Annotated in this window: 14 protein-coding genes; 9 read left to right on the forward strand and 5 right to left on the reverse strand. The window is 41.5% G+C overall.

From position 1 onward, the window contains the following. The first annotated feature begins 55 nt into the window (after positions 1-55). From L1N97_RS00105 to rffA, 9 genes are all read left to right on the forward strand, one after another. Positions 56-1777: a hypothetical protein gene (locus tag L1N97_RS00105; protein WP_236128442.1), complete on the forward strand. Its 1722-nt coding sequence runs from the start codon at positions 56-58 to the stop codon at positions 1775-1777. Positions 1778-1852: 75 nt separating this feature from the next. Next, positions 1853-2701 carry a hypothetical protein gene (locus tag L1N97_RS00110; RefSeq protein WP_236128443.1) on the forward strand — a complete coding sequence of 283 codons (849 nt, stop codon included), beginning with the start codon at positions 1853-1855 and terminating at the stop codon, positions 2699-2701. A 303-nt stretch (positions 2702-3004) separates the two neighbouring features. Continuing rightward, complete coding sequence (locus L1N97_RS00115) at positions 3005-4570, forward strand: DUF6798 domain-containing protein (protein ID WP_236128444.1); 1566 nt, start codon at positions 3005-3007, stop codon at positions 4568-4570. Beyond that, positions 4567-5430: a glucose-1-phosphate thymidylyltransferase RfbA gene (rfbA, locus tag L1N97_RS00120; RefSeq protein ID WP_236128445.1), complete on the forward strand. Its 864-nt coding sequence runs from the start codon at positions 4567-4569 to the stop codon at positions 5428-5430. The genes L1N97_RS00115 and rfbA overlap by 4 nt, the downstream gene beginning before the upstream one ends. Positions 5431-5453: 23 nt before the next feature. Further along, positions 5454-6185, forward strand: coding sequence for a GNAT family N-acetyltransferase (locus tag L1N97_RS00125; RefSeq protein ID WP_236128446.1), 732 nt, complete (start codon positions 5454-5456; stop codon positions 6183-6185). Next, positions 6178-7107: a glycosyltransferase family 2 protein gene (locus L1N97_RS00130; protein WP_236128447.1), complete on the forward strand. Its 930-nt coding sequence runs from the start codon at positions 6178-6180 to the stop codon at positions 7105-7107. Before L1N97_RS00125 ends, L1N97_RS00130 begins: the two co-directional genes overlap by 8 nt. A gap of 3 nt (positions 7108-7110) precedes the next feature. Continuing rightward, positions 7111-7485 (forward strand): EamA family transporter, encoded by a 375-nt coding sequence (locus L1N97_RS00135; protein ID WP_236128448.1) that lies wholly within the window; start codon positions 7111-7113, stop codon positions 7483-7485. A gap of 23 nt (positions 7486-7508) precedes the next feature. Continuing rightward, positions 7509-8573, forward strand: a complete 1065-nt coding sequence (gene rfbB / locus L1N97_RS00140) for a dTDP-glucose 4,6-dehydratase (protein WP_236128449.1) — start codon at positions 7509-7511, stop codon at positions 8571-8573. Next, positions 8570-9700, forward strand: a complete 1131-nt coding sequence (gene rffA / locus L1N97_RS00145; protein WP_236128450.1) for a dTDP-4-amino-4,6-dideoxygalactose transaminase — start codon at positions 8570-8572, stop codon at positions 9698-9700. Before rfbB ends, rffA begins: the two co-directional genes overlap by 4 nt. 331 nt (positions 9701-10031) lie before the next feature. Here rffA and L1N97_RS00150 read toward each other — a convergent pair whose 3' ends face one another. From L1N97_RS00150 to L1N97_RS00170, 5 genes are all read right to left on the reverse strand, one after another. Further along, complete coding sequence (locus tag L1N97_RS00150; RefSeq protein ID WP_236128451.1) at positions 10032-10934, reverse strand: hypothetical protein; 903 nt, start codon at positions 10932-10934, stop codon at positions 10032-10034. 2 nt (positions 10935-10936) lie between these two features. Continuing rightward, positions 10937-12412 (reverse strand): oligosaccharide flippase family protein, encoded by a 1476-nt coding sequence (locus tag L1N97_RS00155; RefSeq protein WP_236128452.1) that lies wholly within the window; start codon positions 12410-12412, stop codon positions 10937-10939. 125 nt (positions 12413-12537) lie between these two features. Beyond that, positions 12538-13647: a glycosyltransferase gene (locus L1N97_RS00160; protein ID WP_236128453.1), complete on the reverse strand. Its 1110-nt coding sequence runs from the start codon at positions 13645-13647 to the stop codon at positions 12538-12540. Then, the gene (gene asnB, locus L1N97_RS00165) at positions 13644-15617 is read right to left on the reverse strand and encodes an asparagine synthase (glutamine-hydrolyzing) (protein WP_236128454.1); all 1974 of its coding nucleotides are present in this window, start codon (positions 15615-15617) and stop codon (positions 13644-13646) included. Before asnB ends, L1N97_RS00160 begins: the two co-directional genes overlap by 4 nt. 11 nt (positions 15618-15628) lie before the next feature. Next, positions 15629-16768 carry a glycosyltransferase gene (locus tag L1N97_RS00170; RefSeq protein WP_236128455.1) on the reverse strand — a complete coding sequence of 380 codons (1140 nt, stop codon included), beginning with the start codon at positions 16766-16768 and terminating at the stop codon, positions 15629-15631.

Here is a 16768-nt window from a genome sequence, read left to right on the forward strand (position 1 = left end):
TTCCTAATAAAGTTTAAGACGTACAAAGAAAGTAGAATTTCCGACACTTTGATTTATGAAAGGTTTAGATAGTAAGACTAAAAATAAATTTTTAAGGCTCTTTATGATAAATTTAGCAAATAAAATTAAATTAGCACTTATTCTTATATGTTTTTCTTTTGATTCCATGGCGTCCAGTAAACCAGTATTGTTTTACTCTGACTTAACAGCCGGACCTAAAAATGGCTGGAGCCAAACAGAACCTAGCAAAGGCGCAGTAGTAACTGTTTGGGGTCGTAATTTGGGAGATTTCAAGTCTGCTGGCACTTACGGTAACTATATAACCGTTGGAGGAGTTCATTTGACAGACCTTAAAAGCTACGCTGAAGAATGGGGAGAAGAAGCACCTGTTCCGGGCATCCAAAAAATCAGTTTTTGGCTTACAAATGATATGCCTAAGGGATCGGTAGACATCAGTGTTACTGTTGATGGTGTGATTTCAAACAAGTTACCTTTTATGATAAATTCAGGTAGATTAGTTTTCATCGATAACACTTTGTTACCAAGCGTAGGTAATGGAACACATGAAAACCCGTACAGCTCGCCTTCCAAAGCACTTGGTTCACTAAAAGCTGGGGATATCCTTTATTTTAAATCTGGCGTATATAATCTTAAATATTGGGAAGGTGGTGAGAATATTTGGGCTAGACCAACCGCGCCTAAAGGAACCGAGGAGAACCCTATTGCCTTCGTTGCGTATCCCAAAGCAACGCCAATTTTCGATTCTTTATCTGCAAAAAGCTCAAGTTTCCACACTGGCATAAGAATAGATGTACCTTGGTACACTGTATCAAAGTTAACTTTTGTGTCCTATGCATCAGCAATTATCGCATCAGGCGAAAATGCACGTATCGTCGCAAATGATGTAGATGGTGGAAATATCTTTCGTTTTGGTATTGGGGTCATTACCGCAGCAAGAGATGGTGTGAAGGTTTTTGGAAACAGAGTTCATGGAGGTGAAACTGGCAATAGACTTGATCATGCCATTTACCTTAGTGGCTGTTCGCCAAATGAAGGAATTGAAGTTGGATATAATTATATACATGATAATAACTTTGGCGCTGGCCCAATGATTGTCGTAAATCATCAAGATGAAAGATGTAGTCCAGATGTTAGGTTAGCTGCACATAAGATATACAGTAATTTCATTGATTGCCAAAAGTATCCTTCAAGAGCAATAGGTTTATATGACCAATCATGGGATCCAAAGACAGATTCTTCAGGCGAACCTGAACCTACGTATGTCTTCAACAATATTACGCATTCATGTGGTGATAAAAGACAGCCAGTTTTTTATCAAAATTCAGCTCACGGCAGATGGTATAATAATACTCTGTATAACTCTCTGGGTAATGGCCTTAGCGTCTCAGGGGAACGAGTATTGTCAACTGAAATAATTAACAATATATTTCACATGAAATTGCCTCATCTGAAGTATTTTAATGTGACAAACGGAAAATATATTGTCACAAATAATCTTTATTATGGCGCTGGCCCGGACAATGGATTGGATGCTAAACCTGTAAACCGAGATCCGAACATGTATGTTACTCCTTATAAGCTAGAAGCAAGATTATGGCCTACAAGCCCCGCTATAAATGCTGGGAGTTTATCAACGATGAAGATTGTTAATTTAGACTACAAAGGCAGAACTAGAGTAACGGCTGATATTGGAGCGGCGGCAAAGACAGAGACTGTAATAATGAAAAAGCCAAGTTTTGAGCCACAAATGCAATAGTTTAAAATCATATAAATTTTGCCAATTGTATTCTAAATACAAATCAATTAAATACTTAACGGTGTATTAAAAAAAATGCAAAATAAATTGAAACGAAAGTGGCTGATTTTTACTTCTGCCGGTGATAACTCGAATATACAACAATGGCTGGGTGCTGAGCGAAAATACGATGTTTTTGTCGTCTATTATGGTCCAACAGAGTTTTTACTTAAAAACGATTGTGAAGTATACAAAGTGAGAAAAGGTGGTAAATATCAAAATTTACACTATTTCTACAATGAGGCTCGGGATTATTTCAATCAATACGAAGCTATTCTTGTAATGGACGATGATATCGAAATACCCACTGCAAATATTAATGCTTTGTTTCACTTAAGGGAAAACCGAAAATTTGATTTATTACAAAGCGCCTTTGATAGACGTGGGAAAATCAGTCATAAAATTACTGAGTTTAATCCTTTAGCATCAATCCGGATCACTAATTTTATCGAGGTTACGTGTCCTGTATTTTCTCAAAGGGCATTGGTAGCATTCTTAAACGAATATGACCCTACAGTAAATGCAACAGGTGTAGATTGGTGGTTCTGTAGTATTGTTGAGCGCAACTTTGGATTAGACTCTATTGCGATATCAGACGACATTACCTGCCTAAATCCCCACGACCTTGATAAAAACCCAATTGGGAATAGAGAAATCGACAGGCTTTTATCCAGAGAGCAACGTAATCAGTCGTGGATTGAAGTAAAGAAAAAGCATAATCTCGAGCTCAATGAAGGGGAATATGTTCTCTATCACTCGGAATACCGACCAACTTTAAAGAAAATTAGTTATTGGGTCTTTACAAAAATAGCAAACGTCCTACTTAGGATTCAGCGCAAACTAAATCGTAAGAACCTATTTAGAATTATAAACCCCATTAAGTAGCATTTCGGCCAAAAATCTATATTTATACGTAAGCGATCAATATAGCACGTCAGTTCTTTAGCGCGGTTTGACGCCAAAATTTTATCATTAACCCAACGGAGCATAATGATGACTAAGACAAGACGAACAGCCCGGCAATTGCAGCAACTTATCAGCGATTGGCAGGAAATAGTGGAGGCAGATGAAACCCTGTTTACATGTGCATTTGCACTTTACTATTATGGGGAGCCGTCAGATGTGTTAGTTTGCATTAACGTTGCCGAAGTCTAGCTTTTTTGTCGGTCATGAACAGGGACTTACCACATGTTAAAGAATGCTCATCGAATTGAACTTGTAATCACATTAACTGCACTTATTGGCGTGTTCGCATATCTGATACACTTTTTTCTGGTACCTGCTCTAATTGAAAACGAGTCAGTGTATTTGGTAAACGCGGCAATGTTAGCTCAACCAGAGTTATTAAAAAATGACTGGACCTTAACCAACAATTCAATGAGCTTTGGTGTAGCGTTTCATTATTTTTTACAACCTTTTTATTGGATTTCAGCCGATCCCATTTTCGTTGCTCAAAGCGCACGATTAGTCTTGTGGTTATTTGTTATTAGCTGCTTCATCTTTCTTGGTCGGGCTTTAAAACTAAGCTTTTCCACCATATTTATCGCCTTAAGTCTATATTTACTTGTTGGTCAGGGACAGTTTGCCTGGGCGTGGATATTTGGTGGTGCAGAACAAAAAGTTATCGCCTATGGGTTTCTATTTCTATCGCTGGCTAATTTAGTTAAAAAACGTTATGTCTTCTGTGGATTGCTGGCTGGTATATCCTTTTATGCCCATGTCATTGTGGGTGGGTGGGCGGCTTTGGCAATCGGTTTAGTGATAATCTCGCGTATTAAAACTGAGCCTTACGCCATAATAAAATATGCTAGTTTTGCCTTACCCATTGCAATAGCGGTGCTTACCTATCATTATTTTAGTGGTTTAGCTTACAACGATAAAAACTATGCCTTGGCTACAATGAATGTATACGAGATTAGTGCTACATTTCGTAATCCTCATCACATTGACCCAAATTACTTTTTAAGCATAAAAAAGACTTTACTCTATTTATTATTCGTAAGCTTGGGTGTGTATTTTAGTGTTAGCAATAAACTGCCTGTTGGTACCAAGGTATTAGCACAAATAATGACAATATTTGGTCTGTTTTTTGGCATTGGTATACTAGCCCGACAGCTAAATTTGTACTTTCTTTTGAATTTATATCCCTTTAGGCTTGCAGATGCTCTTTACCCCTTGTTTTTATCACTGCTTGTTGTTGAAACTGTATTGCTATCTCTTAAACAATTAACAATTAAATCCCCCTACTCCAATATACCTACATATGTATTTTTAGCCACTGTCCTGTCTCTGCCATTTTTTAAAATCGCCCTCAATCCACAGTCCAAAACAAATTACGCTCAATCTTCCGACGCAGCTAAAATGCACAATTGGATCAAGGACAACACAGCAAAACAAGCGATATTCGCCGTAATGCCGTGTAATGGTGATTTTTGGATGATGGCAGAACGTGCAATGATTGTTAATTTTAAGGCGGCTTCTGTGGGTAAGTCTTTCCCTGAATGGTATCAACGTTTAATAATGTTAAACGGCATGAAAGGTTTTACCACAGTAGGATTCAACGTATGTAGAGAACTTAAAGAAGGTTTTAATTCTCTGAGCATTAATAATCTAGTTGATATTAGTGAAAGTTATGGCGCGACTCACTATTTAAGTGACAGGCAGCACGCCGACTTAAATGAATCATTGCTGATTAACTTTGGCGACCTGTACCTGTATGAAATTAACAAAATTAAGCGAGTAGAGGTTTTATGAAAGGAATTATACTAGCTGGCGGCAGTGGAACTCGTCTTTACCCCGTCACTCAGGCAGTATCTAAACAGCTATTGCCAGTCTACGACAAACCTATGATTTATTATCCCCTAAGTGTACTTATGCTAGCGGGTATTCGCGACATTCTTATTATCACCACACCTCAGGATCAAAGCCAGTTTATTCAATTATTGGGCGATGGTAAGCAGTTTGGCATCAATTTAAATTATGCCACACAGGCAGAGCCCAATGGCCTAGCAGAGGCATTTATTATAGGCGAGAGTTTCATCGGTAATGAGGCTGTAGCAATGGTGCTAGGTGACAATCTTTTTTATGGGCCAGGATTTAGACCCTTATTGGAACGTGCGGCACAAACCACGCAGGGGGCTACCGTTTTTGGTTATCAGGTTAAGGATCCAGAACGATTTGGCGTAGTCGAATTCGATGAGGATCGAAAAGCTATCTCAATTGAAGAGAAACCACTCCAACCCAAAAGTAACTTTGCTGTAACAGGGTTGTATTTTTACGACAATGATGTGATAGAAATTGCTAAAGCAGTCGAGCCCTCCCACCGAGGTGAGATAGAAATCACTTCGATTAATCAGCAATACTTAGAGCAAGGTAACTTAAGAGTTGAATTATTAAGACGAGGGTTCGCCTGGTTAGATACCGGCACGCATGACAGTTTGTTAGAAGCCAGTAGCTTTGTGCAAACCATTGAGCACCGACAAGGGTATAAAATAGCCTGTTTGGAAGAAATTGCCTTTAATCAGCGCTGGATAGAAGCAAATGACATTAGGCGTATCGGGCAAGGCATGGCCAAAAATGGTTATGGTCAGTATTTGTTGGCCTTGCTATCTTAATGTTTTACAAGGGATTATTTTAATTGATTACTCAAGTTGACATAACGCCACGGGCATTTGACAGTCATTTGTTTTCGTTAGATGTGAAGTTGTTAGAGTTAACAACAGGCATCTCAATTTCAGAAGCAATTGAAGTAATTCAAAAAACGGCGTTTGATCTACTTTATATAATCTCCAGTCAACCAATTGAAACAGAATTTCTACAAAACAAGCAGGTATTAGAAATAAGTTATTGTGACGAGAAGATTGTCTTTTCGGGTGCTATTGAAAATCTTATTAGTACGGATTCCACTGTGCCTGTTATTGCAAATACGTTTAAACCAGAAGATTTCTCTGTATTGGAAAATTTGGCATTTCAAAGTGGCGAGTTTTCACGTTTTTATTTGGATCAAAAATTACCACATGAGGCATTTAACACTTTATATTCAACCTGGATAAGTAAATCATTGTCGAAAGAATATGCTGATGACTATTATATTGCCTATGATGGAAAAGCAGTTGGTTTGCTAACGTCTTCAATTAGGGCTGGTGTCGCTCAAATTGGATTGCTTGCAGTTGACAAGCATAGCCGGGGTAAAGGTATTGGTCGGAACCTATTATCGCGATTTGCTACAGAGATGAAAGGTAAAAACATAGAAAAGGTAGCTATTCCTACTCAACGGGCAAATATTAAGGCCTGTGGCTTTTATCAATCCCTCGGCTTATCAGAGATTGAACATAAATTCATCTATCACTGCTGGAAAAATAATGGATAAGATTGCTGTAGTTGTACCTGTATATGGTTGTCCAGAGTCGTTGCAAGAACTTTGTCGGCGGCTTATTGAAAACTTAAAAAAAATAACCAGCTCATATGAAATATTGCTTGTTGAGGATCATTGCCCAAAAGGCTCCTGGGAAATTATAGAAGGTATTTGTGCTGCCGAGCCATCAGTAAAGGGCATACGATTTTCAAAAAATTTCGGCCAGCATTATGCTATTCTGGCCGGCATGAGAAATACACAAGCCGATTATGTGGTGATTATGGATTGTGATTTACAAGATCCACCGGAAGAAATCCCCGGTTTATATGCAAAAGCCAAAGAAGGTTACGAAAAGGTTTTGGTGAAGCGTATTGCACGAAAACACTCAATTTTGGAAAGAGTAACTTCCTTTTTATTCTATAAATTTTTAAGTTATATGACAGGTACTCAGCAAGACTCAAGTGTCGGTAATTTTGGTATTTATAGTAAAAAAGTAGTAGCTGAAATGTCAGTCTTAACAGAGAGATCGCGGCTTCTGCCAGTTCACTCCCGATGGGTTGGATTTAACAGTGCATATCTTGAAATAGCCCATAATGACAGACACAGTGGTACCTCATCCTATACCTTTGCAAAGCGAATGGCGCTAGCTATAGATATCGTTTTGTCATTTAGTGATAAGCCACTATGGATGGTGATTAAAGCCGGTTTTACCATTTCTTTTATTTCATTTTTATATGCTATTTTTGTTTTCTTTAATTGGTTTTTTGGAGAAATTAAAGTGGATGGTTGGACGAGTCTTATTATTTCGGTGTGGTTGCTGGGAGGAATGATACTTGCAACCCTTGGTTTTGTTGGTGTATATGTAGCAAAGACATTCGATGAAACTAAAAACAGACCCCTGTTTATTATAGATACACGACTTAATTTAGAGAAGTAAGCGATGGGTTATCTTTATATTCTTGGGTGCGTACTGTTTACCGTTTATGGACAACTGGTCTTAAAGTGGCGCATGAACCAGCAGCAGCCCTTGCCGGATGGTCTATTTGACAAGGTTTTTGAGTTAATCAAACTGATCATGTTCGACCCATTTATTCTAAGCGGTTTTGTGTCAGCTTTTTTAGCTTCTTTATTCTGGATGGCGGCGATGACAAAATTTTCTTTGAGTTTTGCCTACCCTTTTATGAGTTCAGCGTTTGTTATAGTTATGTTTTTTTCAGTGTTTTTATTTGGAGAAACATTAAACTTGTATAAAATTACAGGTACCGGGCTAATCGTTGCCGGCATTATAGTGCTGAGTCAGGGCTATACAGTCTAATTGAATAGTAAAAGGAATTATTTGTGCAAAAGATATTAGTAACCGGTGGTGCCGGATTTATTGGTTCGGCTTTGATCAGATTTCTTATCAATGAAACCAGTCACTCAGTGGTGAATCTGGACAAATTAACCTACGCCGGTAATTTGCAGTCTTTGCGTTCAATAGAAGCGTCGCAGCGCTATCGTTTTGTCAAACAAGATATTTGTGATAGAGCCGGATTAACTGAACTTTTTTTCCAGGAACAACCTGACTTGGTCATGCATTTGGCAGCTGAAAGTCATGTGGATCGCTCCATTGACGGCCCCGCTGAGTTTATTCAAACTAATGTGGTTGGTACCTTTACTCTGCTGGAAGTCGCCCGAGATTATTGGCAGTCATTAAATGATGAAAGAAAATCCGCTTTTCGTTTCCAGCATATTTCAACCGATGAAGTCTATGGTGATTTGGGGCCAACTGGTTTATTTAGCGAACAAAGCGGCTATCAGCCCAGTTCACCCTATTCGGCCAGCAAAGCTGCTTCTGATCACTTGGTTAGAGCCTGGAATAGAACCTATGGTCTACCTGTAGTTATCACAAACTGCTCAAACAATTACGGCCCGTTTCATTTCCCCGAAAAGCTTATTCCGCTGATTATTTTAAATGCCCTTGAGAGGAAACCCCTGCCTGTATACGGCGACGGTCAACAGATACGCGATTGGCTGTATGTTGAAGATCATGCCCGGGCTTTATATAAAGTTGCCACGATGGGCGTGACGGGAGAAACCTATAACATTGGTGGCTTTAATGAAAAAGCCAATATTGATGTGGTTTATACCATTTGCGATTTATTAGAAGAATTACAGCCAGTAAAACCTGAAGGACTAGATGCTTATCGCGATCTGGTACATTTTGTTAAAGACCGACCAGGCCATGATCTGCGCTATGCCATAGATGCCAGCAAAATTGAACGTGAACTTGGCTGGCAACCTCAGGAAACCTTCGAATCGGGTATACGTAAAACAGTGTTGTGGTACCTGGATAACTTAAACTGGTGTAAAAGTGTGCAGGATGGACGTTATCAAAAAGAAAGATTAGGAGACAGACCATGATCCCATTTAACCGCGCGCCAGTGGTTGGCAACGAACAGGGCTTTATACAACAGGCTATTGAATCGCGAAAACTGTGCGGTGATGGGCCCTTTGCCAAAAAGGCCGAAGAACAGCTCAAGCAATTAACTGGCTGTCAAAAAGTATTGCTTACGCCTTCCTGCACTGCAGCACTGGAGATGGCTGCCCTACTACTTAACTTGCAAGCCGGTGATGAAGTGATCATGCCAAGCTATACTTTTGTCTCTACCGCCAATGCCTTTGCGCTGCGCGGGGCCAAAATAGTGTTTGTGGATGTAAAGGCTGATACCATGAATATCGACCCAGAGTGCATTGCAGCAGCTATTACGCCCCAAACTAAAGCCATAGTGCCGGTGCATTATGCTGGGGTTGCCTGCGACATGGGCACAATTATGGGCTTGGCTGAGAAACACAACTTATTTGTAGTAGAAGATGCTGCCCAGGCGATAGATAGTTTTTATAAGGGCAAGCCCCTCGGCACCATAGGGCATCTGGGAACTTTTAGTTTTCATGAAACTAAAAATATTACCAGTGGGGGAGAAGGCGGAGCCTTACTTATCAATGATGTGGCAATGTTTCAACGGGCAGAAATTATTCGTGAAAAGGGCACCAACAGAAATCAGTTTTTTCGCGGCAGTGTAGACAAGTATTCCTGGGTTGACATAGGCTCAAGTTATTTGCCCTCAGAAATACAGGCTGCCTACTTATACGGTCAACTGCTGGAATTAAAAACAATAAACGATAACCGACGTGCCAGTTGTGAACTATATAGACATCAACTTACTCAGCTGGCAGATGATGGATTGATAGAACTGCCCCACATTCCCGATTTTGCCACTAATAATGGCCATATGTTTTATCTAAAATGTAAAAACCTTGAGGAACGCACAGCGTTGATTTCTGCTTTGAGAGAAGCCGAAATAGGTGCCGTGTTCCATTATGTGCCCTTACATAGCGCAAAAGCTGGATTACAGTTTGGCCGCTTTTACGGAGAGGACATTATCACCACCGCACACAGTGAAAGACTACTACGGTTACCACTTTTTTATGGTATAGAAGTGGCAGAGGTGCTGAGCGTAGTTTCAGCGGTTAAGGGTTTTTATGCATAATAAAGCCTTCATGTTAGGGCTATTACATTGTAAGCGATGCATCCATGCCACCGAGTTAGTCGCCCCTGAATAACCCACTTTCTAAATGGAAGATCAGGGCTCTCTTCTAAATCTGCAGGCCTGCACTAACAGACCTGCATCACCCACAATCAAAACTGGTAACTTTCTTCTTTTCAAAGCGATGTGTCAGATCAATAACATTTTTCAAGTCGAGACTAATTAACCTTATATTTTCGGTATTTACCTTTCTTTCTTAATCCTTGAGAGACAGGGAATGAACATCTTTTGGTTAAAAATCATCCGACCAAGATTTCTGACCTGAATTTGCTATTTAGATTTTCCATAAATTAATGAGTCTCTGTGCAGAATTAACATAAATTCCCTTATCAAACCTAAAGCATCCAATAAAATGAACAAATACAAGTTCTGCTTTAAATTTATCTACAGAGTCATATTTTGCAATGGGTAAAACAAATACCGAATCGTCATTAGCCAGGATATAATTCGAAGCAAATTGCTCAGTCCCCCAATCATACCAGCGGTCTCCGAATAAGGCGTGATATTTAGTTGAAACTTCTAGCAATTTTTGTAAAGTTAATGTACCTGGAGCGTATCCGGCGAAACCAGCGCAAGCCCTGATGTATTTAACCATTTGCACATCGCCCATAATTCCCAAACTAGCCTCTGCATCTATTTGAATATGGGAGACACCTTCGCCTTTACGTTTCTCTGCAAAAGCTAAGCATTCAGCTGCGGTTTTTACCACTGTACCGCTGTCAGTTGGCAGTGCAAATGATCTATTCTGAGCAATAGCATCGATCATTTCGACTGGTGTGCTCATAAACAAAGTATCTGCATCCATTTGTACGATATATTCGTGCTTTGAAAACTCGCTGACAGCGACAATTCTTTCCCAACAGCCTCCACATGGCAATCCTTCTACCCGGTAGTTTTGAATTGGAACAATTTTGGCTGATGGGCATGCATTAATAATCTTCGCAATCTCAGGTGTGCCTAAAGACCCATCATTAACAATAATGACGTGCTTTGGCTTTGCGTATTGAAATAAAGAACGAATGGCAACCAGATATTGATAAAGATCTCGCTTACATAACATACTTAAAACCGAAAACTTTCCGTCCGGATCTGTATTAAGTTGAGGAAGGTGAAGTACGTGACGAGTTGACCAGTCGAATCTTTTAAAATTGAATTTATTCACTATACTAGACAGCATTTTCATCTTCCTTTATTAACTTTTTTGAGTGCAAACAACCACATATTACTAACAAAAAACAACTCATAATTTTGAAAGCGTCTAAAATACGACCATGCATACATCCCAAGCATAAAAATTATTGTATATAAAACAAACTTAGTGATCAGAATAATAAAGACGAAAGCATCAATAAAAGTAAAGACATAACAGGTAACAAAATAAGACAGTACTCCGACGACCAAGCTTGGCAGAGTTGCTTGTAGGGCCAACAAAAAACGCATTTTTGTATATTGCGCTGTGAATCCTATCGTAATAAAAAGGACTATCGAAGATGATAACAATCGTCCATATGATATCGCCAGTAGCGTTTTAAATTCAATCGCGGCATATCCAATAATGGCAAAGATAACTATGAAAGAGATGCAATCTAGATAAAAAACCAATTTAACTTTGGCTTGTACTGTAAGCAGCCTTTGGAGTATCGTACCCGAAGCATACAAAGCATATGCTGTACTGAGTATTGATACAACAGCAGGAATAGCACTCCACTTTTCTCCAAGCAGTATTGAAACAATCTCTTCAGAAGTTGACGCCAGCAATAGCGATAAAAAGAATACAATCAGAGACATAGCAGCCAAAGACTTGTACGCAAGTTGAATCTGTTGAGGCGAATCTGATTCGTGCTGTGCCAGGCCTGCATACAAAGGACGAGTTATGGGAGTAGCAAGCTCATTCGACGGCATATCTGCTAAGCTGGAGCTTAAGTGGTATTCCCCCATACCTGAACTCCCAACATATTTTGCCATAAGCAAACCATCGATTTTCGATTTCGTAAAACCTATGAAAACTTGTAAAAATGACCAACTATAAAAGCTAAATTGAAACTTTACATTCACAAGTGTTGGCTTAAGGTAGTTCCGTTCAACAGGGAGATAAATGTAGCTACACAACGCAAATACAACACAACCGATAACTTCTCCGTAAATTAAGGACCAATAATTAAAACCATTTAATGCCAATGTGACTGATACAGCGAAACCGATAACCTTCCTTGAAAGACCCAACATAAATACAGGTCTATAGTTTATTTTTTTCTCTTCCAAAAATAACCCTATATTTTTTACTGCATCAAACATTGGAACAATAGAAAGGACTTGAAACACAGGTTCTAACCGAGGCTCATTGAAGTAGATGGAAAGCTGCCCACTCGCTAAAAATAAAGCAGCACAATAGAAAGCCCGAAACAATATAAGCAACGTCCACGAAGTTCTAATATCATCCGCATCTAGATTGGTTTTTTGTATTAAATATTGAGATGTACCGGCAGAAGATAAATTCTGGATAAAATGCATTACAATCATGGCGATCGCAACTATCCCATAGTCCTCAGGCGTCAGAATTCGCGCTACAATTATAACACTAAATAATCCAATAAACCGTGAAAGCCAAGCAAGACCTACCGACCAAGCAGCACCTTTAAGTAAATTGTTAAACATTAAACAAGGCCCAGCACTTACTCAGTGAAATTATCATGACACAACCTTTATTGAAAACTTAGATTCAAAATTATTGATAAATACATTGTAAATCCAGTAAATCAAAAATACTGCTTTAAATATAGTCAAAAGCCCTTAGTGTAGATCTCTTTATACCGAACCGTCATTCTTTCTATAGAAAAATATTCGTAGAATATATTTCTTCCTTTTACTCCAAAAATATTTCTTTCATTGGTATCCGAGAGCAATTTTTTGATCGCGTTTGCAAAACTGCCAGGATCGTTAGACGGTGTTACATATCCAGAGACCTTATCGATAACAATCTCTGGGTTTCCTCCAACAGAGGTAACCACACAGGGTTTACCTAGATTCATTGCCTCGAGCAGTGTCATAGAAGTCCCTTCAGTCAATGAACTGAGTAAATAAATATCCATTAATTGCAAGTACGAAACCGGTTCGTTAATAAACCCCGTGAAAATAACGAGTTCTTTTAATCCAAGCTCCAAAGTCAGTTGTTCAAGCTCCTGACGGGAAGGCCCATCACCCACTATCAGCAATCTGGAGTTAGGGAATTCAGTTTGTACCAATGCAAAAGCATGCAGCATCATCGCTTGGTTTTTAACCGGATCTAGTCTGGCGATAGTTCCCAGAACAAGCAGGTCGTCAGTTAATCCAAGTTTAGACCTCAGCTCAGAGACCTTTGACATTTCAACTGTCAATGGCTGAATGCCGTTGTACACCACTTGCACCAGTGTCTTTGGAACCCATTCATAGCGTGCTAGCGCATCACGGGTAGCGGCAGAAATTGCACTAATGGCAGAGGTTGTAAGCGCCATTAGCACGTTCAGTGGTATAGCTTTACCACGGGAGCGGTCCGGGAAAAACCGACCATGTTCAGTAAACACAACTTTGGCTTTACAGCCCCAGGCCGCGAACCAGCCATAAACCCAAGGCGTGTATTGATGACAGTGTACGACGTCAAATTCACCGTTAAATAAGATCTGACGCAGCGTTTTTATCAGGACAAAATCAAGCCCACCTTTGCGTGACGCCTGATGAATGCGAATACCCTGCTGCTGTAACTGCTCACCGATCGCACCAATCTTACCGTCGATACAGAAAATCTCGTTGTCAAATTCGGCGGCCGGTAAATTCAAAACCAGTTGCCGAATCACCTGCTCGGTGCCGCCAATAGCCATATCAAAGGTGACATGTAAAATACGCAGCTTCTTCATGCCGGCGTGCCTATTGCTATTGTTTCAGAGGAACTTGCGCACGTAGCGACTGGTTGTGTCAGTGGCAACTCCGCAATGTAGAGGTCCCACCACTGCGAAAAAACCAGCAGGCTCCATAATTCCTGCGTGTGCTGATGTTGACCCTGTAAATGTTGTTGCCACAATTGCTGAATGCGCGGCAGATGAAACAGTTGCGCGAGCCCACCATCCGTTTGGCTAAATGCCTGCTCTGCAAACGGCTTTAACTCGGTTTTAAGCCATAGTGCTAGCGGCACTGAGAAGCCCATTTTTTTCCGGTATAAGGTTTCGTCGGTCAAAAAGCCTTCGAAGCTTTTTTTCAGGATATATTTTTTCTCCTGGCCATGCAGTTTCAACGCAGACGGAATACTGGCGGCATACTCGACCACGCGGTAATCCAGTAGTGGCGCCCTCGCCTCCAGTGAATTTGCCATGGTCATGCGGTCGACTTTGACCAGAATATCGCCCGGCAGGTAACTGTGAATGTCGGTATACAGCACCTTTGACAGATGATCGTCGGCCGGTGCTTCGTGATATTTCTGGCAGGTCATTGCTGCTGGGTCGTAGTCACGCGTATCGCGGGCAAAATCGCCATGCGCTAGTTGCTGCCAAAGGTCCGGGTGGAAAAATGAATTGGTGACAAAAAATCCCTGATCCGGCTCCATTGCGAGCGTGCGCAACAACGAATTTGCTTTACGGCCGTAAATACTGTTAAAAGTGCGGCCAAACAATTTACTGAGATTGGCAAGTGGCGGAAAAACACTGCTGCGCAGCGTTTTGGGGAACATACCACGCAGACGCTGCTCGGTCTGGTCAACATTGTACTTGCTATAGCCGGCAAAGCTTTCGTCACCGCCATCACCGGCTAACGCAACCGTTACGGCCTGGCGGGCTAATTTGGCGACAAAAAAAGTGGGAATATAGGAAGGATCAGCAAAAGGTTCATCAAAATAACTGCTGATTTGGGCAAAATTCGCCGACACCGATTCTTTTACCGTAAATTCGTGGTGGTCAGTGTTAAATTGCGCTGCAACCTTCCGGGCAAAATGGACTTCATCAAACTTTTCGTCGCCAAAACCGATGGCACAGGTTGTTACTGGCCCTTTACTGTGTTTTGCCATCATGCCTACTACGGCGCTGGAATCGATGCCGCCGGATAAAAAAGCCCCAAGCGGGACGTCACTGGCTAAGCGGATACGGGTCGCATCATCAATCAGCTCACGCAATTCACTGGCAATTTGTTGCTCCGTGCCACTAATTTGCTGTTTAAAACTAAGCTGCCAGTAACGTTGTTGCTGCATGTTGCCGTGTCTGTCACGTTTTAACCAATGTCCGGGCGGCAATTTCACAATATCGGCAAAAATCGTTTTCGGGTCTGGCACATACTGATAAAAGAAAAAATCCTTCGCAGCGTCTGGTCTAATAAGGCGCTCTACGCCTGGCAATGTCAGAATTGCTTTAATTTCTGAAGCAAACGCCAGCTCGTCGCCACGCTGATACAGATATAACGGCTTTTTACCCAACCGGTCCCGGGCAGCAAACAAGCTTTGCTCGGTTTTATCCCAGACCACAAAAGCAAACATACCGTTTAACTTATCCAGTGCCCGCTCGCCCTCCCGCATAACCAGGCGTAATAATACCTCGGTGTCGGTTTGGCTGGAGAACTGTTCGCCCTGTGCTTCAAGTGCCTGACGCAGTTCTTGGTAGTTATAAATCTCGCCATTAAAAACAATGACATAACGTCCGCATGGTGAGTGAATCGGCTGGGTGCCAGCGTCAGACAAATCGATAATGCTAAGCCGGCGGTGTACCAATGCAATGCCCTGGTCCCACCAAGTAGAGGCCGCATCCGGTCCACGGTGGCGGATGGCATTGCCCATTTGTTGCAATAGTTGCTCCGGTTCTTGACCGGTAAACTGTGTCCCACGAATAAATCCTGCAATGCCGCACATAATTGCCTCTGTTATCCCTTAAGTGCCAGCAGCTGGCGGAACAGCGTGACGTATTCATCAGTCATGCGTTTGGCAGAAAAACGCTGGTCGACCAAAGCGCGGCCGGCCACAGCAATTTGCTGATACAGTGCCAGATCTTTTACTAACTGTTCACAGCGCACTGCTAACTGCTGCCAGTCGCCCAAAGGCGCCAGCAAACCGGTATGCCCATCGATAATGAGTTGGTCAACGCCAGGAATGTCATACGCCACCACCGGACTACCAACAATCATCGCTTCCATCAGACAACGCGGAATGCCTTCGAGTGATGACGTCATCAGAAACACGTCAAACTGCTGCGATAACTGCAGACGGTCCTGCCGAAAGCCGAGAAAGCTGATCGCACTGTTACAAGGCAGGCTTTGCGCCAAAGCTTCCAGTTCACTGCGCTGTTCACCATCGCCAATTAAAGTCAACTTTGCATCCGGATAGCGACTGTATACCTCGTTAAAAGCACGGATCATATCGGCGATGCCCTTACGCGCAATCAACTGACCGATATAGCCAAAGTGCGGAGCCGAAATCTCATTGGTTGCATTAGTTCTAGTTTCAGCAGGCAGTAATTTGCGGTAGGTCTCAAGCTCAGTCAGGTCGACACCATTTTCAATAAACTGGATTTTGTCGCGACGCACACCAGCCGCGACAATGTCTTCAATCAGTTGCTGCGATAAAGGTGCAACTTTGTCGGCGAAGCGGATAGCAAATAAGCCCAGCCGGATAAACAGCCGCAGTTTCAATGGGATGTTATTAGAGAAACCATGTGGCGTCGCAACCACACAAATACCAGCTTTTTTCGCGGCCAAAACGCCAAGAATATCAGATTTATAGCCATGCGTGTGGATCACATCAATTTGACGTTGTTTTATCACTTCGACTAATTTGTCGACCACTCTTAAATCAAAGCGGCCGCTCATCGGTAAATAATGCACTTCGCCCTTCTCGCGCGGGTATAATTTTGCAACCGTTAAATCCTGCGTTTCACTTTCTTGAGTGACGGCCAGATCACATATCATCTCGGTACTGTCGGTATTATTGGCCACCGCCAGCACCCAGCGCTCAGCACCATAGAAGCCTGATGGCGTTATAAATTGAAGGACTCGCAGTTGACGCAT

The sequence above is a fragment of the Rheinheimera sp. UJ63 genome (genome assembly GCF_021568285.1).
Lineage (GTDB): Bacteria > Pseudomonadota > Gammaproteobacteria > Enterobacterales > Alteromonadaceae > Alishewanella > Alishewanella maricola.

Bases quoted from the DNA above. Each gene is read 5' to 3' on its own strand.
- L1N97_RS00105 (WP_236128442.1), top strand. From the start codon at position 56: ATGAAAGGTTTAGATAGTAAGACTAAAAATAAATTTTTAAGGCTCTTT.
- L1N97_RS00110 (WP_236128443.1), top strand. From the start codon at position 1,853: ATGCAAAATAAATTGAAACGAAAGTGGCTGATTTTTACTTCTGCCGGT.
- L1N97_RS00115 (WP_236128444.1), top strand. From the start codon at position 3,005: ATGTTAAAGAATGCTCATCGAATTGAACTTGTAATCACATTAACTGCA.
- rfbA (WP_236128445.1), top strand. From the start codon at position 4,567: ATGAAAGGAATTATACTAGCTGGCGGCAGTGGAACTCGTCTTTACCCC.
- L1N97_RS00130 (WP_236128447.1), top strand. From the start codon at position 6,178: ATGGATAAGATTGCTGTAGTTGTACCTGTATATGGTTGTCCAGAGTCG.
- L1N97_RS00135 (WP_236128448.1), top strand. From the start codon at position 7,111: ATGGGTTATCTTTATATTCTTGGGTGCGTACTGTTTACCGTTTATGGA.
- rffA (WP_236128450.1), top strand. From the start codon at position 8,570: ATGATCCCATTTAACCGCGCGCCAGTGGTTGGCAACGAACAGGGCTTT.
- L1N97_RS00150 (WP_236128451.1), bottom strand. From the start codon at position 10,934: ATGCTGTCTAGTATAGTGAATAAATTCAATTTTAAAAGATTCGACTGG.
- L1N97_RS00155 (WP_236128452.1), bottom strand. From the start codon at position 12,412: ATGTTTAACAATTTACTTAAAGGTGCTGCTTGGTCGGTAGGTCTTGCT.
- L1N97_RS00160 (WP_236128453.1), bottom strand. From the start codon at position 13,647: ATGAAGAAGCTGCGTATTTTACATGTCACCTTTGATATGGCTATTGGC.
- asnB (WP_236128454.1), bottom strand. From the start codon at position 15,617: ATGTGCGGCATTGCAGGATTTATTCGTGGGACACAGTTTACCGGTCAA.
- L1N97_RS00170 (WP_236128455.1), bottom strand. From the start codon at position 16,768: ATGCGTCAACTGCGAGTCCTTCAATTTATAACGCCATCAGGCTTCTAT.